The sequence below is a fragment of the Streptomyces sp. NPDC037401 genome, assembly GCF_055602345.1.
On sequence record NZ_JBVJWO010000009.1, the window covers coordinates 138,318 to 160,555 of the forward strand.

At 72.0% G+C, this 22,238-nt stretch carries 17 protein-coding genes and 1 pseudogene; 11 read left to right on the plus strand and 7 right to left on the minus strand.

The genetic code is table 11. From position 1 onward, the window contains the following. Window positions 1–43 precede the first annotated feature (43 nt). The 4 genes and pseudogenes from ACZ7H1_RS11725 to ACZ7H1_RS11740 all read left to right on the plus strand — a co-directional run bounded on the left by ACZ7H1_RS11725 (window position 44) and on the right by ACZ7H1_RS11740 (window position 3,852). A complete protein-coding gene (locus ACZ7H1_RS11725; RefSeq protein ID WP_470785770.1) occupies window positions 44–889 on the plus strand; it encodes a M24 family metallopeptidase in 846 nt (281 codons plus the stop codon). A 2-nt stretch (window positions 890–891) separates the two neighbouring features. Then, window positions 892–2,697 (plus strand): SDR family oxidoreductase, encoded by a 1,806-nt coding sequence (locus ACZ7H1_RS11730; RefSeq protein ID WP_470785952.1) that lies wholly within the window; start codon window positions 892–894, stop codon window positions 2,695–2,697. A 35-nt stretch (window positions 2,698–2,732) separates the two neighbouring features. Further along, a pseudogene (locus ACZ7H1_RS11735) lies at window positions 2,733–2,879 on the plus strand (metal-dependent hydrolase); the annotation flags it as partial. Between the two features lie 22 nt (window positions 2,880–2,901). Next, window positions 2,902–3,852, plus strand: a complete 951-nt coding sequence (locus ACZ7H1_RS11740) for a MerR family transcriptional regulator (protein WP_470785771.1) — start codon at window positions 2,902–2,904, stop codon at window positions 3,850–3,852. Between the two features lie 98 nt (window positions 3,853–3,950). On the opposite strand, the gene ACZ7H1_RS11745 is transcribed toward ACZ7H1_RS11740, so the two are convergent. Continuing rightward, the gene (locus tag ACZ7H1_RS11745; protein WP_470785773.1) at window positions 3,951–4,697 is read right to left on the minus strand and encodes an aquaporin; all 747 of its coding nucleotides are present in this window, start codon (window positions 4,695–4,697) and stop codon (window positions 3,951–3,953) included. Between the two features lie 150 nt (window positions 4,698–4,847). Between ACZ7H1_RS11745 and ACZ7H1_RS11750 the strand changes: the two genes are divergently transcribed. Then, the gene (locus tag ACZ7H1_RS11750; RefSeq protein WP_470785775.1) at window positions 4,848–5,387 is read left to right on the plus strand and encodes an RNA 2'-phosphotransferase; all 540 of its coding nucleotides are present in this window, start codon (window positions 4,848–4,850) and stop codon (window positions 5,385–5,387) included. A 114-nt stretch (window positions 5,388–5,501) separates the two neighbouring features. Here ACZ7H1_RS11750 and ACZ7H1_RS11755 read toward each other — a convergent pair whose 3' ends face one another. Beyond that, complete coding sequence (locus ACZ7H1_RS11755) at window positions 5,502–6,431, minus strand: class I SAM-dependent methyltransferase (protein WP_470785776.1); 930 nt, start codon at window positions 6,429–6,431, stop codon at window positions 5,502–5,504. Between the two features lie 259 nt (window positions 6,432–6,690). Between ACZ7H1_RS11755 and ACZ7H1_RS11760 the strand changes: the two genes are divergently transcribed. Further along, on the plus strand, window positions 6,691–7,602 hold the full coding sequence (locus ACZ7H1_RS11760) for an LLM class flavin-dependent oxidoreductase (RefSeq protein WP_470785778.1): 912 nt from the start codon (window positions 6,691–6,693) through the stop codon (window positions 7,600–7,602). 197 nt (window positions 7,603–7,799) lie between these two features. Further along, a complete protein-coding gene (locus ACZ7H1_RS11765) occupies window positions 7,800–8,663 on the plus strand; it encodes a Cof-type HAD-IIB family hydrolase (protein WP_470785780.1) in 864 nt (287 codons plus the stop codon). Window positions 8,664–8,724: 61 nt separating this feature from the next. On the opposite strand, the gene ACZ7H1_RS11770 is transcribed toward ACZ7H1_RS11765, so the two are convergent. The 4 genes from ACZ7H1_RS11770 to ACZ7H1_RS11785 form a co-directional block, all read right to left on the minus strand. Next, window positions 8,725–10,440 carry a GAF domain-containing sensor histidine kinase gene (locus ACZ7H1_RS11770; protein ID WP_470785782.1) on the minus strand — a complete coding sequence of 572 codons (1,716 nt, stop codon included), beginning with the start codon at window positions 10,438–10,440 and terminating at the stop codon, window positions 8,725–8,727. A 24-nt stretch (window positions 10,441–10,464) separates the two neighbouring features. Next, window positions 10,465–14,025, minus strand: a complete 3,561-nt coding sequence (gene cydD, locus ACZ7H1_RS11775) for a thiol reductant ABC exporter subunit CydD (RefSeq protein WP_470785784.1) — start codon at window positions 14,023–14,025, stop codon at window positions 10,465–10,467. 73 nt (window positions 14,026–14,098) lie between these two features. Further along, entirely contained in the window at window positions 14,099–15,100 is a 1,002-nt protein-coding gene (cydB, locus tag ACZ7H1_RS11780) for a cytochrome d ubiquinol oxidase subunit II (RefSeq protein ID WP_470785785.1), read from the minus strand. A gap of 18 nt (window positions 15,101–15,118) precedes the next feature. Beyond that, complete coding sequence (locus ACZ7H1_RS11785; protein ID WP_470785787.1) at window positions 15,119–16,642, minus strand: cytochrome ubiquinol oxidase subunit I; 1,524 nt, start codon at window positions 16,640–16,642, stop codon at window positions 15,119–15,121. Between the two features lie 200 nt (window positions 16,643–16,842). Here ACZ7H1_RS11785 and ACZ7H1_RS11790 point away from each other — a divergent pair, with 200 nt between their 5' ends. Further along, window positions 16,843–17,211: a cyclophilin-like fold protein gene (locus ACZ7H1_RS11790; protein ID WP_470785790.1), complete on the plus strand. Its 369-nt coding sequence runs from the start codon at window positions 16,843–16,845 to the stop codon at window positions 17,209–17,211. Between the two features lie 63 nt (window positions 17,212–17,274). On the opposite strand, the gene hisC is transcribed toward ACZ7H1_RS11790, so the two are convergent. Then, window positions 17,275–18,354: a histidinol-phosphate transaminase gene (gene hisC / locus ACZ7H1_RS11795; RefSeq protein ID WP_470785791.1), complete on the minus strand. Its 1,080-nt coding sequence runs from the start codon at window positions 18,352–18,354 to the stop codon at window positions 17,275–17,277. A 351-nt stretch (window positions 18,355–18,705) separates the two neighbouring features. Here hisC and ACZ7H1_RS11800 point away from each other — a divergent pair, with 351 nt between their 5' ends. The 3 genes from ACZ7H1_RS11800 to ACZ7H1_RS11810 all read left to right on the plus strand — a co-directional run bounded on the left by ACZ7H1_RS11800 (window position 18,706) and on the right by ACZ7H1_RS11810 (window position 22,223). Next, window positions 18,706–19,818 (plus strand): LacI family DNA-binding transcriptional regulator, encoded by a 1,113-nt coding sequence (locus ACZ7H1_RS11800; protein WP_470785793.1) that lies wholly within the window; start codon window positions 18,706–18,708, stop codon window positions 19,816–19,818. Window positions 19,819–20,002: 184 nt separating this feature from the next. Next, window positions 20,003–21,211 carry a metallophosphoesterase gene (locus ACZ7H1_RS11805; protein WP_470785796.1) on the plus strand — a complete coding sequence of 403 codons (1,209 nt, stop codon included), beginning with the start codon at window positions 20,003–20,005 and terminating at the stop codon, window positions 21,209–21,211. Window positions 21,212–21,359: 148 nt separating this feature from the next. Continuing rightward, on the plus strand, window positions 21,360–22,223 hold the full coding sequence (locus ACZ7H1_RS11810) for a hypothetical protein (RefSeq protein WP_470785799.1): 864 nt from the start codon (window positions 21,360–21,362) through the stop codon (window positions 22,221–22,223). Window positions 22,224–22,238: the final 15 nt, after the last annotated feature.

The following is a 22,238-nucleotide window of genomic DNA, read 5'->3' on the forward strand; positions in this document are numbered from 1 at the left end:
GTCAAGTTACGGGCGCGTACGGCTCTACGGACGGACGGCTGGCATGGCAGGGGACACGAGGGAACTCTCCGCGGAGCTGCGGGGGTTCAGGGAAGTACAGCGGCTTTCGTACGAGTGCGCCGAGGCGGTCGCGGCCCGCCTCAAGCCGGGGGTGACCGAGCGCGAGGCGGCGCGGATGCAGCGCGAGTGGCTGTACGAGCGCGGTGTGCGGGACTGGTTCCACCTGCCCTTCGCCTGGTTCGGCGACCGCACGGCGTTCGTGGACTTCCGGATCCCCCTCCAGTTCTTCCCGACCGGCCGGCGGCTGGAGCCGGGGATGCCCTTCATCCTCGACATGGCCCCCGTGCACAAGGGGTACGCCGCGGACATCGGGTACTCCGGCAGCCTGGGGCTCAACCCCGTCCAGGACCGGCTGATGGACGACCTCCAGGAGCACCGCGACCTGATCCTGGCCGAGGTGCGGGAACGCCGCCCGCTGCGCGGGATCTACGAGGACGTCGAGCGGCTCATGACCCGGCAGGGGTACGCCAACCGGCACCGCGCCTATCCCTTCGGCGTGATCGCGCACAAGGTGGACCGGGTCAGGGAGCGCCGCTGGTCCCCGCGCCTGTTCGGCTTCGGCACCCAGTCCCTCAAGGGGCTGGCGAGCGACGCACTGCACGGGCACCGTGAGGGCTGGTCCCCGCTGTGGAGCCCGTACCGCTTCTCCGACCATCCCCCGCAGCCCGGTCTGTGGGCGGTCGAACCGCACCTCGGCTTCCGGGGGACGGGCGCCAAATTCGAGGAGCTCCTCGTGGTCACCGATTCACGGGACCCGCAGGAGAGCGCATTCTGGCTGGACGACGACCTGCCGCACGTGCGGCGCTGGGCAGAGGGGAAGGCAGCGTGAGCATGGCGGCTCTGGAGAACGCCCGGGAGCGTTGGGTACGGACCGGCGGGATCGAGCTGTGCGTCGCGGAGCTCGGGGACGCGTCCCGGCCGACCGTGCTGCTCGTCCACGGATACCCGGACAGCAAGGAGGTCTGGTCGGAGGTCGCCGAGCGGCTCGCCGGACGCTTCCACGTGGTGCTGTACGACGTCCGCGGGCACGGCAGGTCCGGCGTTCCGCAGCCGCTGCGCGGCGGCTTCACGCTGGAGAAGCTCACCGACGACTTCCTCGCCGTGGCCGACGCGGTCAGCCCGGACCGGCCCGTGCACCTCGTGGGCCACGACTGGGGATCCGTACAGGGCTGGGAGTTCGCCACGGTCAAGCGCACCGAGGGCCGGATCGCCTCCTTCACCTCGGTGTCCGGGCCGTCCCTGGACCACTTCGGCCACTGGATCAAGAAGCGGATGGCGCGGCCCACCCCGCGCCGGACCGCCCAGCTCGTCGGCCAGGGCGCCAAGTCCTGGTACGTCTACATGCTGCACACCCCGGTGCTGCCCGAGCTCGCCTGGCGCGGCCCCCTCGGCAAGCAGTGGCCCAAGATCATGCAGCGCGTCGAGAAGCTCCCGGCGGACGGCTACCCGACCGCCTCGCTGCCCTCGGACGCCGCGCACGGCGCCTGGCTGTACCGCGACAACGTCCGCGCCCGGCTGCGCCGCCCGCGCCCGGACGCGTACGCCCACATCCCGGTCCAGCTGATCACCCCGACCGGCGACGCCTTCCTCTCCGAGCGGCTCTACGACGACCTGGAGCAGTGGGCGCCGAACCTGCTCCGCCGGACGATGCCCGCCAAGCACTGGGTGCCGCGCACCCGCCCCGACCAGCTCGCCGCGTGGATCGGTGACTTCGCCGACGCCCACGAGGACGGCGCGACCCCCGGGGTGACCGGGGCGGCGGTCGCCGTGACCGGGACGGCCGGCCGCGCGGCGACGGCGGGTGCCCGCTACGCCGAGCGGTTCGGCGGACAGCTCGTGCTGGTCACCGGCGCCGCGAGCGGCATCGGGCGGGCCACCGCCTTCGCCTTCGCCGAGGCGGGCGCCCGGGTGGTGGCCGTGGACCGGGACGCGGAGGGCGCGGCCAGGACCGCGGAGATGGCCCGCCTGATCGGCGCCCCGCAGGCCTGGGGCGAGGTGGCCGACGTCAGCGACGAGCAGGCCATGGAGAAGCTCGCAGCGAAGGTCGCCGCCGAGTACGGGATCGTCGACGTACTGGTCAACAACGCCGGCATCGGGCTGTCCGGCTCCTTCTTCGACACCACCGCCGAGGACTGGAAGAAGGTCCTCGACGTCAACTTGTGGGGGGTCATCCACGGCTGCCGGATCTTCGGCAAGCAGATGGCCGACCGCGGCCAGGGCGGCCACATCGTCAACACCGCCTCCGCCGCCGCCTACCTCCCCTCCCGCGCCCTGCCCGCGTACAGCACCTCGAAGGCCGCCGTCCTGATGCTCAGCGCATGCCTGCGGGCCGAGCTCGCGGGCAAGTCGATCGGGGTGTCCGCGATCTGCCCCGGCATCGTGAACACCAACATCACGGCCACCACCCGGTTCGCCGGCGTCGACGAAGCCGAGGAGAAGCGCCGTCGGCAGAAGTCCTCGCGGCTGTACGGCCTGCGCAACTTCCCGCCGGAGAAGGTCGCCGAGGCGATCCTCCAGGCCGTCGTGAAGAACCAGGCCGTGGTGCCGGTGACCCCCGAGTCCCGGGGCGCCCTGTGGATGTCGCGCTTCACACCGCGCGCCCTGCGCGCCCTGGCCCGGCTGGAACCGAAGCTGTGAACGCGCACGCGATCGCTCCGCGCCGGGTGGGCTTCGAGCTCGGCGCAGCCATACCCCGCCACTTCCGGCGGTCGTACCATCCCTCGCAGGAGGGCTCGCTGCGCAGGGCCGTCGCGTACCCGGCGGCGTCGCCCGCCGCCCGGGCCGCGGCGGGCGCGGTGGCCCGCGCCGCGATGTCGTAAGGCCTCTGGCTAGGGAGTGGGATTGTCCGATCAGGCAGTGGCAGTGGCCGAGTACCGGATCGAGGATCTGGCGCACCACAGCGGTGCGACCGTGCGGACGATCCGGGCGTACCAGGACCGGGGGCTGCTGCCCAGGCCGGAGCGCCGGGGCCGCTCCAACGTGTACGGGGACACGCATCTGGCGCGGCTGCGCCAGATCGCCGACCTGCTGGACCGCGGGTACACCCTGGCCTCCATCAAGGAGTTGCTGGAGGCCTGGGACGCGGGCCGCGGGCTGGGCGGGGTGCTGGGGCTGGTCGCCGAGGTGCACGGGCCGTGGACGGACGAGGAGGCTGCCCGGATCACCCGGGACGAGCTGGACGAGCTGTTCGGCGGAATACCGGACGACCGGGCCGTCGACGAGGCCGTGGAGCTGGGGGTGCTGGAGCGGATCCCCGGGCGGGTGGACGAGTTCCTGGTGCCCAGTCCACAGGAGCTGGCGGTGGCGGCGGAGCTGTATGCGGCGGGCGTTCCGCTGCATGCGATCACGGGCCATCTGCGGGAGTTGCGCGGCCAGGTGGAGAACATCGCCTCGCGGTTCCTGGAGTTCACGACCGAGCACGTCTTCGCCCGGTACCTGGGTGTGCACGGCCCGGCGGGCTTCGAGGGGGAGCTTCCGCTGACGGATGCGGCCGCGACCGAGGCGGCGGCGATGGTGCGGCGGCTGCGGCCGCTGGCCCAGCAGACGGTGGACGCGGAGCTGGCGCGGGCGATGCGGCTGTTCGCGACCCGGCACCTGCAGCGGCACCTGGGGGCGCAGGGCCAGCCGCCCGCGCCGCAGGGTCCGGCGCCGGTGGCGCTGCCGGCGGAGACGGTACGGGCCGTGCAGGAGCTGGTGGGCGCGGAGCACGTGGCGGCGTTCGTACGGGCCGCGACGGAGCGGGAGGTCCAGGCGCGGACCATGAACGAACTGGCGCGCCGCCGCGACGGCTGATCCCGACTTACCCACAGGCCGGTGTGCGAAGGGTCGCGCATTCGCCGACAATCTCCTCCAAATCGGCTGTGGATGAGATGCCCGGCCTGTGGATGAAATCAACTGGCGGTCTTGTATGCCGCGTTGAGCGGAGCCGCAGCTTCCGTCGCGACGGGGCGGGCGCGCTCCCGTCCGTAGAGGAGTACGGACAGGGCGAGGCCGAGGGCGCCGCCGGCGAGCTGGGCTGCGACGAAGCCCGGCAGAGAGCCGGGCGCGATGCCGGTGAAGGAGTCGCTGAAGCTGCGTCCGACGGTGCCGGCGGGGTTGGCGAAGGAGCCCGACGAGGTGAACCAGATCGCCGCGGCGATGTAGGTGGCGACGGCTGCGGGGATGAGCCGGGGCCGGCCGATCCGGCCGAGCGCCTGGATGACCAGGACGAGTCCGGCGGTGGCGACGATCTCGCCGATCAGGAGGTGGCCGCCGTCGCGGGCCTGGGTGGCGAGGGTGCCGGGGGTGCGGCCGAACATGGCGTCGGCGAGGAGGGCTCCGCCGATCGCGCCGGCCGTCTGGGCGCCGGTGTAGGCGAGGGCTTCGCGGCCGGTGAGGCCGGTGCCGCCGGTGCGGCGGAGCCACCAGTCGGCGAGCGTGACCACGGGGTTGAGGTGGGCGCCGGAGAGCGGGCCGAAGAGCGTGATGATCAGCCCGAGGCCGATGGCGGAGGCGGCGGTGTTGGCGAGGAGGGCAACGGCCGTGTCGCGGGTGAGCGCGGCGGCCTGGAGGCCGGATCCGACGACGACCACGAGGAGGGCCGCGGTGCCGATGAACTCGGCGGCGGCCCGGCGTCGCAGCGAGGCGTGAGCGGGCATGGGTTCCCCCTTCGGGCAGGTCCTGGAGACGGCGCGAACGGCCAACGGAAAATATATTCCGCATCTCGGAAGCGCGATAGAGGGTGTCCACCGTCGTACACCCGGGAAAAGGCGTGGTGATCGGCCCCTCCGGGCGGGCACGCTGGCGTCATGGACGAACGGCGCACCGTGAAGGTGTCGAAATATGTCTCGAAGCACCTGCGGCACCAGCCGGAACGGATCGGACTGGTGCTCGACCCCCAGGGCTGGGTGGAGATCGACGCCCTGCTCGCGGCGGCCACGGCCCACGGCTTCACCTTCACCCGGGCCGAGCTCGACCACGTCGTCGCCTCGAACGACAAGAAGCGCTTCGCCGTCGAGGGCACGCGCATCCGGGCCAGCCAGGGCCACACCGTGGCGGTGGACCTGGGCCTGGCGGCGGCCGAGCCGCCCGCGTACCTCTACCACGGCACCGTCGCGGCCGTCCTCGACGCGATCCGCGCCGAGGGGCTCCGGCCGATGCGGCGCCACCACGTCCACCTGTCGCCGGACCGCGAGACGGCGACCCGGGTGGGGGCGCGGCGCGGGCGCCCGGTCGTCCTCGGTGTGGACGCCGGGGCCATGCACCGCGCCGGCCACGTGTTCCACGTCAGCGCCAACGGCGTGTGGCTCGTGGACGCAGTGCCGCCGGAGTTCCTGCGCTTCTCCTGACGCGCGCACGCGGGCCTGCCCCGGAGCTGCCCCGGGCCAGCCCCGGCCCTGCCCGCGGTGGGCCCGCGGTCTGGCCTGGGTCTACCCGCGGTCTGCCCTGGATCTGCCGGGAGCTCAGCCCGCGCGGAGGAACGCGCTCGTGGACACCCTGCCCACCAGCTTCATCCGGGTCTTGCCCGCGAGGTGCGCATCGGTCGCCTCCTGGACCCCCGGCCAGCGGCCGTCCCCGTAGTCGTCGAGGACCACGATCGCACCGGTAGCCGCGATCTCCTCGGCCCACTCCAGGTCCCGGGCCACGCCCTCGGCCGAGTGGTCCCCGTCGATCACGATCACGCCGTACCGCCGGTCGGAGAGCGCCTCGCGCACCCCCGGGTCCTGGGAAAAGCCGCGGTGCAGCCGCAACCGCTCCGGGTCGACCCCGGCGTAGCGGAGGTTCGCCCGCACGATGTCCTCGTTGATGGGCGTGCCCGACGGGTCCCGGCTGATCTCCACCCCCGGCTGGAGCTGCACGGGGGCGATCGGGTCGACGATGGTCAGGTGGTACGCGAGGCCGCGGCGCAGGATCTGGCGGGCCATGCCGCCCGCGAACAGGCCGTAGAGGGTGCCGATCTCCAAGATCTCCCCGTTGGGCGGATCCAGCAGCGGGGTGGTGGTGAGCTTCCCGAGGATGTTGGCCGTCGATCCGGCGATCCGGCCGACGCCCCGCGATTCGAGCTCCACGAGGGTCCGGAACGCCTGCGCGGTCTCGGTCCACGCTCCCGGACGGCCCGCGACGACCGCGATCTCGTCCGAGAGCTTCTTGAACGCCTCCCGGCTGGGCATCCGGTCGTTCAGCCTGCCGTCCTTGCCGTACAGCAGGTCGTACGAGAAGGGCCGGGTGTGGTGCTCGGCCAGTTGCTCCTGCGTCCGGCGCAGTTCCTGGCGCAGGTTCTCGATCTGCCGGTCGGCGGCGCGGAGCCGGCGGTCGATGCGCCGGTCGATCCGGTCGACCACCGGCTGGAGCAGACGCCGCGCAGGGTGGGCACGGAGGGGCACATCGGTCATGGAGTTCTCCTGGATGCGGACCGTTTCACGTGAAACGACGCTAGTGAGTGCGCGGTACCCGCCCAAGGTCCGCGCAGCGATGTTCGTACGCTGTCACCTCCCCAACCCCCGCCCGTCCGCGTGCTGTTCACACGCCATCCATGCGCCCCGATCGCGTGTACGAAGCGGCCGCGGAGGCGGCATCGGCGGACTCCGCTCCGCCCCGGGCGTCAGGCCTGTACCGGGCGTACCTCCTGTCGCCGGACGTAGGCTCTTCCCCATGAACACCTCCCTGCGCCTGAGTACCGTGATCCTTCCCGTCGACCGCTGGCACGAGGGGGGCCGTGCGAAGTGGCAGCGGGCCGAGGAGCTCGGCTTCCACACCGCGTACACGTACGACCACCTCTCCTGGCGCTCCTTCCGGGACGGGCCGTGGTTCGGTGCGATCCCGACGCTGACCGCGGCGGCCACGGCCACCACCCGGCTGCGGCTGGGCACGCTGGTCACCTCGCCGAACTTCCGCCACCCGGTGACCCTCGCCAAGGAACTGATCTCCCTCGACGACGTCTCGGGCGGCCGGATCACCCTGGGCATCGGCGCGGGCGGCAACGGCTTCGACGCGACGGCGCTTGGCCAGGAGGCATGGACCCCACGGGAGCGTGCGGACCGCTTCGGCGAGTTCGTGCCGATGCTGGACCAGCTCCTCACGGAGGGAGCCGTGACCCGGCACGGCACGTTCTACGCGGCGGAGGAGGCCCGGAACGTTCCCGGCTGCGTCCAGCGCCCGCGGCTGCCGTTCGCCGTGGCCGCCACCGGACCGCGCGGGCTGGCCCTCGCGGCCCGCCACGGCCAGGCGTGGGTGACCACCGGAGACCCGAAGCTGTTCGAGGAGGGCACCCCGGAGCAGTCCGTGGCGGCGATCCGCGGCCAGATCGAGAAGCTCGGCAAGGCGTGCGCGGACGCGGGCCGGGACGTCGCCGAACTGGACAAGATCCTGCTGACCGGGTTCACCCCGGACCGCGGGCGTCCCCTGGAGTCGGTCGACGCGTTCGTGGACTTCGCGGGGCGGCACGCGGAGCTCGGCTTCACGGAGATCGTCGTCCACTGGCCCATCCCCGACTCGGACTTCGCCGCCGACCAGAAGGTCTTCGAGCGGATCGCGACCGAGGGCCTCGCACAGCTCGGCCGCTGAGCTCGGCCGCTGAGCCCGGCCGCTGAGCGTGGACGCTGAGCGTGGACGCTGAGCGTGGACGGAATCCGCAGGGCGGCACAGGACCGCCAGCGGGTGACGCACGGCCGTCGGCAGGTGGCCGGAAAACGGCAGGAATCCAGCAGGGAAACCGTCGGCGGGATCCGTGCGCGGACGCGCACGTCCGTCCCGGCGGCCCCATGGGCGAAGATGGCCCTGTGACAGCAGCTCCTCAGGACCGCCCCGCCCCCCGGCTGATCGCCACCGACCTCGACGGAACGCTGCTGCGTGACGACAAATCGGTCTCGGAACGCACGGTGGCGGCACTTGCCGCCGCCGAGGCGGCCGGGATCGAGGTCTTCTTCGTGACGGGCAGGCCGGCCCGCTGGATGGACGTGGTCAGCGACCACGTCCACGGCCACGGGCTGGCCATCTGCGCGAACGGCGCCGCGGTCGTCGACCTGCACGCCGGCCGGAGGATCGTCGAGGTGCGGCCGCTGGAGCGCTCCGTGGCCCTCACCGTCGTACACGCCCTGCGCGCGCAGGCTCCCGGCACGTCCTTCGCCGTCGAGCTGACCACCGGGATCAACTACGAGCCCACGTACCCGCCCTTCTACCAGGACCCGGGTGCCACGGTCGCCCCGGCCGAGAAGCTGCTGCGCGAGCAGCCCGCCGACAGCGGCGCACCGGTGCTCAAGCTCCTCGCCCACCACCCGGAGCTCTCCCCCGACGACTTCCTGGTGCTGGCCCGCACCGCGGCCGGCGAGCACGCCTCCATCACGCGCTCCAGCCCCACCGCACTGCTGGAGATCAGCGGCCTCGGCGTCTCCAAGGCAAGCACGCTCGCCCTGTGCTGTGCGGAGCGCGGCATCTCCTCCGACGAGGTCGTCGCCTTCGGGGACATGCCGAACGACGTGGAGATGCTGACCTGGGCCGGCACGTCGTACGCGATGGCCAACGCGCATCCGGACGTGATCGCGGCGGCGTCGGGCCACACCGTCGCGAACAACGAGGACGGCGTCGCGGTGGTCATCGAGCGCATCCTCGCCGAAGGCCGCGCCTGACACCTTCCGCCGGACCGCGCCGGAAGCCCGGCCGGCACGGCGCGGCACGGCGCGGCACCTTCTAGAGCGGGGCCTCCCACACCAGGGTGGTCCCGCCGCCGCCGTCCCCGAGCCCCGGGCCGTACCAGCTGGCGCCGCCCAGGGACTCGGCCCGCCGCCGCAGGTTGCGCAGGCCGCTGCGCCTCCCGCCCTCCGGGATGCCCACGCCGTCGTCGGCGACCTCCAGCCGGACTGCGGGACGCCCGTCCGCGAGCCGGGCGGTCGCGTCGAGCACCACCTCGATCCGTGAGGCGTCGGCGTGCCGGAAGGCGTTGGACAGGGCCTCTCGCAGGGCCGCGATGAGGTTCTTGCCGACGAGCTCCCCCACCACCGTGTCCACCGCGCCCAGGAAGCGGTGCGCGGGCTTGAAGCCCAGGGGCACCGCCGCCATGTTGATCTCCCGGAGCACCCGGGTGCGCAGCCCCGAAGGGGCCTCCGCCGGGCCCTGCTGGAGCGCGAAGATCGCTGTGCGGATCTCCTGGATCGTCACGTCGAGTTCGTCGACCGCCTTGCCGACGCCGTCGCGGACCTCGGGCACGATCGACCGGCGCTGGGCCCCCTCCAGCATCATCCCGGTGGCGAACAGCCGCTGGATCACCAGGTCGTGCAGATCGCGGGCGATCCGGTCGCGGTCCTCGAACACCGCCAGCCGCTCCCGGTCCCTTTGCGCCTCGGCCATCATCAGCGCGAGGGCCGCCTGCGAGGCGAACTGGGTGGCCAGGGTCCGCTCGGCCTCGCTGAACGGCCGCTGTCCCCGGCCCCGGGGCGTGACCAGGGCGCCGAGCACCCGGCCCCCGCTGTGCAGCGGCAGCATCATGCACGGCCCGTACTGGCTGGTCAGCCTGCTGATCATGCGCGGGTCGCCGGACGCGTCGTCCACGAAGACCGGCTCGCCGTTCATCAGCTTGCCCACGACCGGGCTCTCGGCCGGGATCATCACGCCGAGGGAGGTCGCGGGGTTGTCGGAGGAGACCGCGACGATCTCCATCCCGCCCTCCTCGGCCGGGAGCATCACGATGCCCGCGGCCGAGTCCGCCAGGTGGCGGGCCTGTTCGGCCACCACGGCCAGCGCGTCGTCCGCGTCGCCGCCGGACAGCAGTGCGGTGGTCACGGCCACGGACCCGTCGATCCAGCGTTCGCGCTGCGTCGCGGCCTCGTAAAGGCGGGCGTTGCCGATCGCGATCCCGGCTTCCGTGGCCAGGACCCGGACCATGTGGAGGTCGTAGTCGTTGAACTCGACTCCGCCGTGCTTCTCCGCGAGGTACAGATTTCCGAAGATCTCGCCCTGCACCCGGATCGGGACACCGAGGAAGGTCTTCATCGGCGGGTGGTGCGGCGGGAATCCGGCCGAGCGCGGATCGCCGGTGAGGTCCGCGAGCCGGACCGGCTCGGGATCGCGGATCAATGCGCCGAGCAGGCCCTTGTGCCCGTCGGGACGGTGCCCGATCAGCCGGGCCCGGTCCTCGTCGATGCCGTACGTGACGAAGTCGGACAGCCCGCGGCCCTCGGTGTCGACGACGCCGATGGCGGCGTAGCGGGCGCCGGCCAGCTCCGCGGCGGTCTCGCAGATCCGGTCGAGCGTGGAGTGCAGTTCCAGACCGGTGCCGACCGAACGCATCGCCTCCAGCAGTTGCGGCACGCGGGCGGTGAGCTCGGTGGACAGGCCCTGCAGACTCCGTGTCGCCTGGGTGGCGGCGTCCAGCGGGTCGGGGGATTCCTGCGACTCCTGCACTGACATGCCCTTGAGACTAGTTAGTCCCTTTTATCGGGGAAAGCCGGCGGGACGGGCCGGGTCGGCAGCGTTCCGCCCGGTCGGCGGCTCGGCTTCCTGTTCCCGCTCCCGCATCCGCCGCAGCGGACCGTCCACGGCCGCCAGCTCCCCGTACGCACCGCGCTGGACCACCCGCCCGCCGTCCAGCACGACCACCTCGTCGACTGCTTCGAGGCCCGCCAGCCGGTGCGTGATCAGCACGGTGGTGCGGCCCTCGGTGGCGGCGAGCAGGTCGGCCGTGAGCGCGTCCGCGGTCTCCAGGTCCAGGTGCTCGGCGGGCTCGTCCAGCACGAGGACGGGGAAGTCCGCGAGCAGCGCCCGGGCCAGTGCCAGGCGCTGGCGCTGCCCGCCGGAGATCCGCTCCCCGTGCTCGCCGACCAGCGTGTCCAGGCCGTCGGGCAGCCCGTCCGCCCAGTCCAGCAGCCGGGCCGCGGCCAGCACGGACCGCAGTTCCTGCTCGGTCGCACCGGTGCGGGCCAGCCGCAGGTTCTCGCGCACCGAGCTGTCGAAGAGGTGCGCGTCCTGCGCACACAGGCCGACGAGGCGGCGTACGTCGTCCCCGTCGAGCGCGCCGGCCTCGGTGCCGCCGATCCGGTACGTGCCGGCGCCGGGGTCGAGGAAGCGCAGCAGCACCTGCGCCAGGGTGGTCTTGCCGGAGCCCGAGGGGCCGACCACGGCGATCCGCCGGCCCGCTTCGAGGGTGAGGTCGACGCCGGCCAGCGCCGGCTGCTCCTGTCCGGGGTGGCGGGCGGTGACGCCCCGCAGCTCCAGCGGGAACGGGGTCGCGGGCAGTGCGGCCGGCTCGGCCGGATCAGCGACCGGAAGGGGCGCGTCGAGCACCTCGTACACCCGCTCGGCGCTGCGCTTGACGCGCTGGCGGTACTGGACGGCCAGCGGCAGCCCGGTCACCGCCTCGAAGGCCGCGAGCGGGGTGAGGACGACCACGGCCAGCGCGACCCCGGAGAGCCGCCCGTCGTGGACGGCGGCCGCGCCCGCGGCGGCGGCCAGCACCACGGTCAGGCCGCAGACCAGGGCGGACAAGCCGCTGCCGAGGCCGGTGGCGGCAGCGCCGCGGGAGGCGATGGCGGTCAGCGCCCGGTCGGCGTCACGGGCCTTGGCCCTGCGGTCCGTGATTGCTCCGGCGACGGTCAGTTCCGCGGTGCCGGAGAGCAGATCGGCCGTGCGGGTGGCCAGTTCGCCCCGCGCCGGAGCCAGCCGGCGTTCCGCCCGCCGGGCCACGGCCCCGGTCAGCGACGGTACGCCGGCCCCGGCGAGCAGCAGCCCGGCCGCGAGCACCGCGCCCGCCTCGGGCAGCAGCCAGGCGGTGAACCCGACGGCTCCGGCGGACACGAGCACCCCGGTGCCCAGCGGCAGCAGCCAGCGCAGCCAGTAGTCCTGGAGGGCGTCGACGTCGGTGACGAGCCGGGAGAGCAGGTCGCCGCGCCTGGTGTGGCGCAGTCCGGCGGGTGCGATGCGCTCCAGCCGGCGGTACACCGAGACCCGCAGGTCGGCGAGCATCCGCAGGACCGCGTCGTGCGAGACGAGCCGCTCGGCGTAGCGGAAGACGGCCCGTCCGATGCCGAAGGCGCGGGTGGCCGTGACGGCCATCATCAGATAGAGGACGGGCGGCTGTTCGGAGGCCCGGGAGATCAGCCATCCGGACACGGCCATGAGACCGACGCCGCTTCCGACGGCGAGCGTGCCGAGGAACAGGCCGAGCGCGAACCGTCCCTGCCGGGCGGCCGCCGCCGCCCGCACCCGCGCCAGCACCCCGCCGGCCCCGGCACTACGCCCGCCCTCGTCGGCGAGGGTTGCGACAGCCGGTGCCTGCGCCGGGCCGTGGGCGAAACCCGGGCCGGCGGCCGGTGCGGGGGAGTGCGCCGCGGATGCCTGCACGCCCACCGGGCCGGGCTCCAGCCGGACCACCCGGTCCGCGACGCCGAGCAGCGCGGGCCGGTGGACGACGAGCAGCACCGTGCGCCCGACCGCCAGCCGCCGTACGGCGGCCACGATGCCCGCCTCGGTCTCCCCGTCGAGCGCGGCGGTCGGCTCGTCCAGCAGCAGCACCGGCCGGTCCGCCAGGAAGGCCCGGGCCAGCGCGAGGCGCTGCCGCTGCCCGGCGGACAGGCCGAGGCCGCCCTCGCCGAGCAGGGTCCCGGCGCCCCGGGGCAGTGCGGTGACGAACTCCGCGGCGCCCGCGTCCCGCAGGGCGGTCGCCAGCTCCTCGTCGGTCGCCCCGGGCCGGGCCAGGCGTACGTTCTCGGCGATGGTCCCGGCGAACAGGTGGGGGCGCTGCGGAACCCACGCGATCTGCTCCCGCCACGCCTCCGGGGAGACCTCCGCCAGGTCGGTCCCCCCGACCAGGATCCGTCCGCCCGTGGCCGGCACGAAGCCCAGCAGCACGTTCAGCAGCGTGGACTTCCCGGCCCCGCTCGGGCCGGTGAGGGCCACGCACTCGCCGGGCTCCAGCGCCAGCGACACGGGGGCCAGGGCGTCCTGCTCCCGGCCCGGGTAGCGGACCGACACCTCCTCGGCCACCACGCGCAGCGGGCCGGCCGGAACGGGCCGGGTCCCCGGGACCGCGGCCGCCGGGGTCTGCAGGACCTCGAAGATCTCCTCCGCGGCCGCCAGGCCTTCCGCGGCCGCGTGGTACTGCGCCCCCACCTGCCGCAGCGGCAGATACGCCTCCGGCGCGAGGATCAGGATGACCAGGCCCGTGTACAGGTCGAGCTCCCCGTGGACCAGCCGCATGCCGATCGTGACGGCGACCAGCGCCACCGAGAGCGTGGCGAGCAGCTCCAGGGCGAACGACGACAGGAACGCGATGCGCAGGGTGCGTACCGTGGCCCGCCGGTAGTCGGCGGTGATCGCCCGGATCGACTCGGCCTGGGCCTTGGCCCGGCCGAAGACCTTGAGCGTCGGCAGACCGGCGACGACGTCGAGGAAGTGGCCCGAGAGCCGGGACAGCAGCCGCCACTGGCGGTCCATCCGGGCCTGGGTGGCCCAGCCGATGAGGACCATGAACATCGGGATCAGGGGCAGGGTGACCACGATGACGGCCGCGGACACCCAGTCCTCGGTGACGATCCGGGCGAGCACCGCCACCGGGACCACCGCCGCCAGACCCAGCTGGGGCAGATAGCGCGAGAAGTAGTCGTCCAGCGCGTCCACCCCGCGGGTGGCGAGCGCGACCAGCGACCCGGTCCGCTGCCCGCTCAGCCACGAGGGGCCGAGGGCGGTGGCGTGCTCCAGCAGCCGCCCCCGCAGTTCCGACTTGACCGCCGCACTGGCCCGGTGCGCGGCGAGCTCGGTGAGCCACGAGACCAGGCCGCGCCCCAGCGCCACCGCCGCGAGCAGCAGCAGCGGTGTCCGGAGCGCGCCGGCGTCCAGGTCCTGCTGGAAGGCTCCGACCACGATCTCGGCGATCAGCATGGCCTGGCCGACGACCAACCCCGCCCCGGCGAGGCCGAGGACCACCACCGCCGCCAGGAAGCGGCGGGTGGTGCGGGCGTACCGGAGCAGGCGCGGGTCGATCGGTTTCACGTGAAACATGCCCCCTAGTCAGGGTCGGGCAGGTCGGGCGGCGCGGTCCGGCGAAGGGCCGCGCCACGCGGTCGGTGCGCGGTCAGTGCGCTTCGGCGATGTGCTGCGTGCCGATGCGCTTGCGGAACACCCAGTACGTCCAGCCCTGGTAGAGCATGACGATCGGGGTGGCCACGGCCGCACACCAGGTCATGATCTTCAGGGTGTACGGGCTGGACGAGGCGTTGGAGACCGTGAGGTTCCAGGCGTCGTTCAGCGAGGACGGCATGACGTTCGGGAAGAGCGTCAGGAAGAGCATCGCGACCGCGGCGGCGATGGTGACGCCGGAGAGTGCGAACGCCCAGCCCTCGCGGCCCCTGAAGGTGAAGCCGAGCGCCGCCACCAGGGCGAGGACCGCCACGGCCATCGCGACCAGGCTCTTGCCGTCACCGCGCGAGACCTGCGTCCAGACCAGGAACGCCAGGGCGAGTACGGCGGTCAGGGCGCCCAGCCGCAGCGCCAGCGCACGGGAGCGGTCCCGGATGTCGCCGACCGTCTTGAGCGAGGCGAACACCGCGCCGTGGAAGGTGAACAGGGTGAGGGTGACCAGGCCGCCGAGGACCGAGTAGACGTTCAGCAGGTCCAGGACGGTGCCCACGTACTCCATGTCCTGGTCGATCTTCACGCCGCGCACGATGTTGGCGAAGGCCACGCCCCACAGGAACGCGGGGATCAGCGAGGTCCAGAAGATCGCGTGCTCCCAGTTCGTCTGCCACTTCTCCTCGGGCCGCTTGGCCCGGTACTCGAAGGCGACACCGCGGATGATCAGGCAGATCAGGATGAGCAGCAGCGGCAGGTAGAAGCCGGAGAAGAGGGTGGCGTACCACTCGGGGAAGGCGGCGAAGGTCGCGCCGCCCGCGGTGAGCAGCCAGACCTCGTTGCCGTCCCAGACGGGTCCGATGGTGTTGATCAGGACCCGCTTCTCCTTGCGGTCCCGGGCCAGCAGCTTGGTCAGTACGCCGATCCCGAAATCGAAGCCCTCCAGGAAGAAGTAGCCGATCCACAGGACCGCGATGAGCACGAACCAGACGTTGTGGAGTTCCATGTCTCGCTCTCCTGAGCCTCAGTACGAGAAGGCCATCGGCCGGTCGGCGTTCTTGTCGTCGCCGCCGATCCTGGTGGGCGGGTTGAGGTCGGACTCGGTGAGCTCGGGCGGGCCGGCCTTGACGTACTTGACCATCAGCCGCACCTCGATGACCGCGAGCACGGCGTAGAGGAGGGTGAAGCCGATCATCGAGGCGAGCACCTCTCCCTGGGAGACGTGCGGGGAGACCGCGTCCCGGGTGCGCAGCACGCCGTAGACCACCCAGGGCTGCCGGCCCATCTCGGTGAAGATCCAGCCCCAGGAGTTGGCGATCAGCGGGAAGCCCATGGTCCAGAGGGCGACGATCCAGTACCAGCGGGTGAACTTGGGGCTCAGCGCCTTGTTCCGGAACAGGACCAGGTGCGGGACCTCGTCCTCACCGGTCCGCATCGCCGGCGGGAGCAGGAACTTCCGGCGGGTCAGCCAGAGCCCGAGCACGCCGAGGGCGAGCGAGGCCATGCCGAACCCGATCATCCAGCGGAAGCCCCAGTAGGCGACCGGGATGTTGGGGCGGTAGTCCCCGGGGCCGAACTTCTCCTGCTCGGACTTGTTGACGTCGTTGATGCCCGGGACGAACGAGCTGAAGTCGTCGTTGGCCAGGAAGGACAGGAGTCCCGGGATCTCGATCGCGACCTTGTTGTGGCCCTCGTCGACGTCTCCGTACGCGAAGATCGAGAAGGGCGCGGGCGCCTCGCCGTCCCAGAGCGCCTCGGCGGCGGCCATCTTCATCGGCTGCTGCTTGAACATGACCTTGCCGAGCAGGTCGCCGCTGATGGCGGTGCCCATGCCGGCGATGATCAGGGTGATCAGGCCGAGGCGCAGCGAGGTCCGCATCACGGGGATGTGCTTCTTGCGCGCCAGGTGGAAGGCCGAGATGCCGACCATGAACGCGCCGCCGACGAGGAACGCCGCCGTGATGGTGTGGAAGAACTGGGTGAGGGCGGTGTTCTGGGTGAGCACCAGCCAGAAGTCGGTGAGCTCGGCCCGCCCCCGCTCCTCGTTGATCCGGTAGCCGACCGGGTGCTGCATCCACGAGTTGGCCGCGAGGATGAAGTACGCGGACAGGACGGTTCCGATGGAGACCATCCAGATGCAGGCGAGGTGGATCTTCTGCGGCAGCTTGTCCCAGCCGAAGATCCACAGGCCGATGAACGTGGACTCGAAGAAGAAGGCGATCAGCGCCTCGAACGCGAGCGGCGCCCCGAAGACGTCACCGACGAACCGCGAGTAGTCGGACCAGTTCATGCCGAACTGGAACTCCTGGACGATGCCGGTGACCACACCCATCGCGATGTTGATCAGGAACAGCTTCCCCCAGAACTTCGTGGCCCTGAGGTACTTCTCCTTCTCGGTTCGCACCCAGGCGGTCTGCAGGCCGGCGGTGAGCGCGGCGAGGGAGATCGTCAGTGGGACGAAGAGGAAGTGGTAGACGGTGGTGATGCCGAACTGCCATCGCGCCAGGGTCTCCGGCGCAAGGGCCAAAGCTTCCGAAGCTACGTCCACGTCGTCTTCTCCTTCACGTCGCCGTTGCCACTCGGCAGTGCGCCCGCCCAATACGCCCGAATAGGGGAGAAAGCAGGCGCGCTTGTGAACGCGTTCACATTCACAAGCATTATGTCGTACCGGTTTGTCGATCTCTGAAGGGGGGTCCCCCTTTGAGTCGCCCCTAGCCAAGAAATTCAACATCTTGTTGAATTCGGCGCATGCAGATACGACTCTCCTGGCCTGCGGGCCAGCTCACCGCGACCCTCGACGACACCCCGACCGCCAAGGCGCTCGCCGAGGCCCTGCCGATCGCCGCCAGCGCCCACACCTGGGGCGAGGAGGTGTACTTCGACACCGGCGTCTCGGTCGCCCTCGAAGGCGACGCCCGCCAGGTCGTCGAGCCCGGCACGGTCGCGTTCTGGACCGAGGGCGACGCCCTCGCCCTGCCCTACGGCCCCACCCCGATATCGCGAGGAGGCGAGAGCCGCCTCGCGAGTCCGTGCAACGTGCTCGGCTCGATCGACGGCGACCCCCGCCTCCTCGCCACCGTCCGGGACGGCGACCCGATCCGCGTCGAAGCGGTCTGAAGCAGGACGTACGCGGCTGCGTACGGGCGTACGAAATACGGGCGTACGGGCGCGCCCCCGGGGCTACAGCTCCTTGCGGAACGTTTCCGCCGCGTGCAGGAACAGGTCGTTCGCCTCGGTCTCACCGATCGTGACCCGCAGGCCCTCCCCCGGGAACGGCCGGACCACCACACCGGCCTTCTCGCAGGCCGCCGCGAAGTCGGCGGTCCGCTCCCCCAGCCGCATCCACACGAAGTTCGCCTGGGTCTCGGGAACCGTCCAGCCCTGCCGGACCAGCGTCTCGTACACCCGGGCACGCTCACCGATCAGGGAGCCCACCCGCCCCAGCAGCTCGTCCTCGGCCCGCAGCGAGGCCACCGCCGCGTCCTGCGCGAGCTGGCTGACGCCGAAGGGCACCGCGGTCTTGCGCAGCGCGGCCGCCACCGGCTCGTGCGCCACCGCGAAGCCGACCCGCAGACCGGCCAGGCCGTACGCCTTGGAGAACGTGCGCAACACGGCGACGTTCGGCCGGCTGCGGTAGAGCTCGATGCCGTCCGGCACCTCGGCGTCGCGGATGAACTCGCGGTACGCCTCGTCCAGCACCACGAGAACGTCCGAGGGCACCCGGTCGAGGAACCGCTCCAGCTCCGCCCGGCGCACCACGGTGCCGGTCGGGTTGTTCGGGTTGCAGACGAAGATCAGCCGCGTGCGGTCCGTGATCGCGTCGGCCATCGCGTCCAGGTCGTGCACGTCGCCCGAGGTCAGCGGCACCTCTACCGGCGTCGCGCCGGAGATCCTCGTGATGATCGGGTACGCCTCGAAGGACCGCCAGGCGTACATGACCTCGTCGCCCGGACCCGCCGTGGACTGGATCAGCGACTGCGCCACGCCCACCGAGCCGGTGCCGGTGGCCAGGTGCTCCACCGGTACGCCGAAGCGGTTCGAGAGCTCGTTCATCAGCCCGGTGCACGCCATGTCGGGGTACCGGTTGAAGCTGCCCGCCGCCGCGAGGGCGCTCTCCAGGACCCCCGGCAGGGGCGGGTACGGGTTTTCGTTCGAGGACAGCTTGTACGCCACCGGACCGCCCGCAGCGGCGGGCTTCCCCGGCTTGTACGTGGGGATGCCGTCCAGCTCAGCGCGCAGCTTCGGGCTCTTCTCGCTCACCGCAGGTCCTCCTCGACCGTCCCGTACAACTTCAATACTGCTCACCTTATGAGGATTCCGCCGCGCCGAGAATGGGCGACCGAAGGAAACCGGGGGGCGCATGCATATATGCACGCGCCGGTGGCTCGCGCCGTGGCGCGCATCACCCGTGAAGGTGAGTTGAGACCACTTCGAAACATCAGCACCTTGGCATGCCCGTACCGATCGACAAGCGGCACCCAGGCCCTGACCCCAGTAACTGCCTTTCATTGCAAGGTCATTGGGGGTGGCGAACCTTGCAGAAACGTGCCTGTCAACGACTGCATATGCATACGGACCACCCACCCCCCGGCGCCCTACTATCGGCACGCCATGACAGCAGCAGGGAAGCATCAGGTGAGCCGGACGGAGACCCCCCGGCGGGCCGGCCGGCAAGGACGGGCGGGCATCAGAGACGTGGCCGCGGCGGCCGGCGTCTCCATCACGACCGTGTCGGACGCGCTCAATGGCAAGGGCAGGCTGCCGGACGCCACCCGCCGCCACGTCCGCGAGGTGGCCGACCGGCTGGGTTACCGCCCCTCCGCCGCGGCCCGGACCCTCCGTACCGGGAAATCGGGCCTCATCGGCCTGACCGTGACCACGTACGGGGATGAACCTTTCACCTTCACCGAATTCGCGTACTTCGCCGAGATGGCCCGAGCCGCCACCTCCGCCGCGCTCGCGCGCGGCTATGCCCTCGTCATCCTCCCCGCGACCTCGCGCCACGACGTCTGGTCCAATGTCGCGCTGGACGGCACCGTCGTCATCGACCCCTCCGACCACGACCCCGTCGTGACCGAACTCGTCCGCCAGGGCCTCCCCGTCGTCTCCGACGGCCGCCCGGCAGGCTCCCTCCCCGTCACCGCCTGGGTCGACAACGACCACGAGGCGGCCGTACTCGAGCTGCTCGACCACCTGGCCGCAGCCGGCGCCCGCCGGATCGGCCTGCTCACCGGCACCACCACCGACACCTACACCCGGCTCTCCACCACCGCCTACCTCAACTGGTGCAAACGCGTCGGCCAGGACCCCGTCTACGAGTCCTACCCCGCGCACGACCCGTGCGCCGGAGCGGTCGCCGCCGACCGGCTGCTCGCCCGCCCCGACCGCCCGGACGCCGTCTACGGACTCTTCGACCCCAACGGCACCGACCTCCTCGCCGCCGCCCGCCGGTACGGACTGCGGGTCCCCGAGGACCTGCTGCTGGTCTGCTGCAGCGAGTCCACCGTCTACGCCAACACCGAACCGCCCATCACCACGCTCTCGCTCAAGCCCCGGCGCATCGGCACGGCCGTCGTCCAGCTCCTCATCGACGCCATCGAAGGAGTGGACACCGGGCGGCCGGTCGAGCAGGTGATACCGACGGAACTGATCGTCCGGACCTCCTCGCAGCGCAGGCAGCCCCGCACCACGGTCAGCCCGCCACGCTCGCCGTCCCAGGACTGAGACCGAACAATTCGGGAGAAAAGCACGAGAACAGGCCTGCGCTCCACGGTTCCGTCCAGGATTCACCACCCCTGGTGCGTCACAGAGCGCGAGCCGCATTCCTATGATGGGCGCACGACATCACGGACCCTCCGGCCAGGAGGGTCCGCAGGTGTACGGCAGCGCGACGGTGGTGGAGGGGTCAATGACTCAGGGGGCCGGTCAGGGACCCGCGGTGCGGACGGAGACGCTGCGGGACTTCCGCGTCCCCGAGGCCGTGGCGTACGCCGAAACCGCGCCGTACCCGGAGCCGGCCGCCGGCCAGTTCGGCGAGGCCGCGTACGGCTCCGAGCGCCGGGTCCCGTACCAGGGCTCCGCCCCGCACGACACCCCGTACGACCCCCCTCCGCACGCCGACCCGCGCGAGGCCTCGCACGAGAGCCCTCTCGAAAGCCCGCGCGAGGCGCCGCGCGAGACCCCGTACGACGACGAGCCCGACGGCTACACGCCCACCCGGCGCGACCTCCCCGTCATAGGAGCGCGCGCCGGGGACACCGTCCAGGTCCAGTACGTCCCCGAGGAGCGGCCCGGCACCGGGCCCCTCTACGTCGTCGGCGACGTCCACGGCTACCTCGACGAGCTCGTCACCGAGCTCCGCGCGCAAGCCCTCATCGACGCCGACGGCCACTGGTCCGCGGGCAACGCCCGGCTGTGGTTCCTCGGCGACTTCACCGACCGCGGCCCCGACGGCATCGGCGTCATCGACCTCGTGATGCGCCTGTCCGCCGAAGCCGCCGCCTCCGGCGGCTACTGCAAGGCCCTCATGGGCAACCACGAACTGCTGCTGATCGGCGCCAAGCGCTTCGGCGACACACCCGTCCAGTCCGGCGCCGGGACCGCCACCTTCCAGGCCGCCTGGCTCCTCAACGGCGGCCAGCGCACCGACATGGAGCGCCTGGAGGACGTCCACCTCCAGTGGATGTCCCGGCTGGACGCGGCCGCACTGGAGGACGGGCACCTGCTCCTGCACTCCGACACCACCGCCTACCTCGACTACGGCACCTCCATCGAGGACGTCAACGACAAGGTTCACGAGCTGCTGAACCGCAACGACGCCAACGAAACCTGGGACCTGTTCCGCAAGTTCACCAAGCGCTTCGCCTTCCGCGACGAGGAATCGGGGCCCGTCGCCGTCCGCGAACTGCTCGACACCTACGGCGGCCGGCGCATCGTCCACGGCCACAGCCCGATCCCGTACCTGCTCGGCGAGGTCGGCACCGAGGACGCCGACGGCGAGAGCGGCCCCGTCGTAGAAGGCCCGCACGTCTACGCCGACGGCCTCGCCATCGCCATGGACGGCGGCGTCACCATGGCCGGAAAACTCCTGGTCGTACAACTGCCACTGAGCGACTGAGCGTTCACCGTCCGGGGTATTTCCGGAAAGCCCCTGTCACCGTATGGCGGGGGCGCTCTACCATCGCTCTATCCGTAGCAGGCTCTCCTCCGTTTCCGCCGTTTGTCCGGATCTACGCGGGCATACCGGCCCGACGGAGCATCGGGGGATGCACATGACCAGCGTTCCGTACCTGCTGAGCGAGGACCGGCCGGAGTTCGGACGCCTCCTCGACGAGGCATTGCGCACCGCGCACGAGCGACCGGAACTGTCCGCCGTCGGCGAGCGGCTCAACGCCGAACAACTGCGCACCATGGCACTGAACGCCCGCGTGCTGCTGACGGCCGCCGCAGCCGCCGAATACGAGCACTATGTGAAAGTACGAGAAGAACTGCGCGACGAGGCCGCGTCCTCACCCTCCACGGGCAGACCCGCCGAACAGGACACCGGCGCGGGCGCCGGTGCGAGCGCCGTCGTCGCCGTCCTCGCGCCGGTCCTGGCCGGCACCGCCATGCTGATCTTCCTGCTGGTGGGCTACATCCTGAAGATGATCGACCCCGAACCCGCCTTCGCGCACACCATGCTGACGGTGGGCTGGTTCTTCGGCGCGCTCACCGCCGCGGCCATACTCTTCGCCGCCATCGGGCTCCTCGTGACCGCCGTCCGCAACAGCGCCACCGAGGTCGGCGCCGACGAGGCGGCGGCCATACCCGACGAGGTCTCGCGAGCCCGCGAGGCCTGGCGGCACGCCCTGCTGGAGCGCGGCATCGTGCCGTTCCTCCGCGAGGCGCTCGCCGACCCGAGCGCGGACCCGGCGGCCGGCACCCCGCGGCGGCCCGTCGGCCGGATCCCCCAGCTGGGATACGACCGGCCGGACTTCACCAGCCCCGGGAGCTCCGGAGAGGGCCCGCGCCCCGGATACAGCAGCCCGGACTTCACCAGCCCGGACTTCGGCGGGCCCGAGAGCCGCCCCGACCTGGCGGAGCGGCTCGACGACCCGGACCGGCAGGACCGGTCGGACCGGCCGGACTGAGTCCGGGAGGAGCGG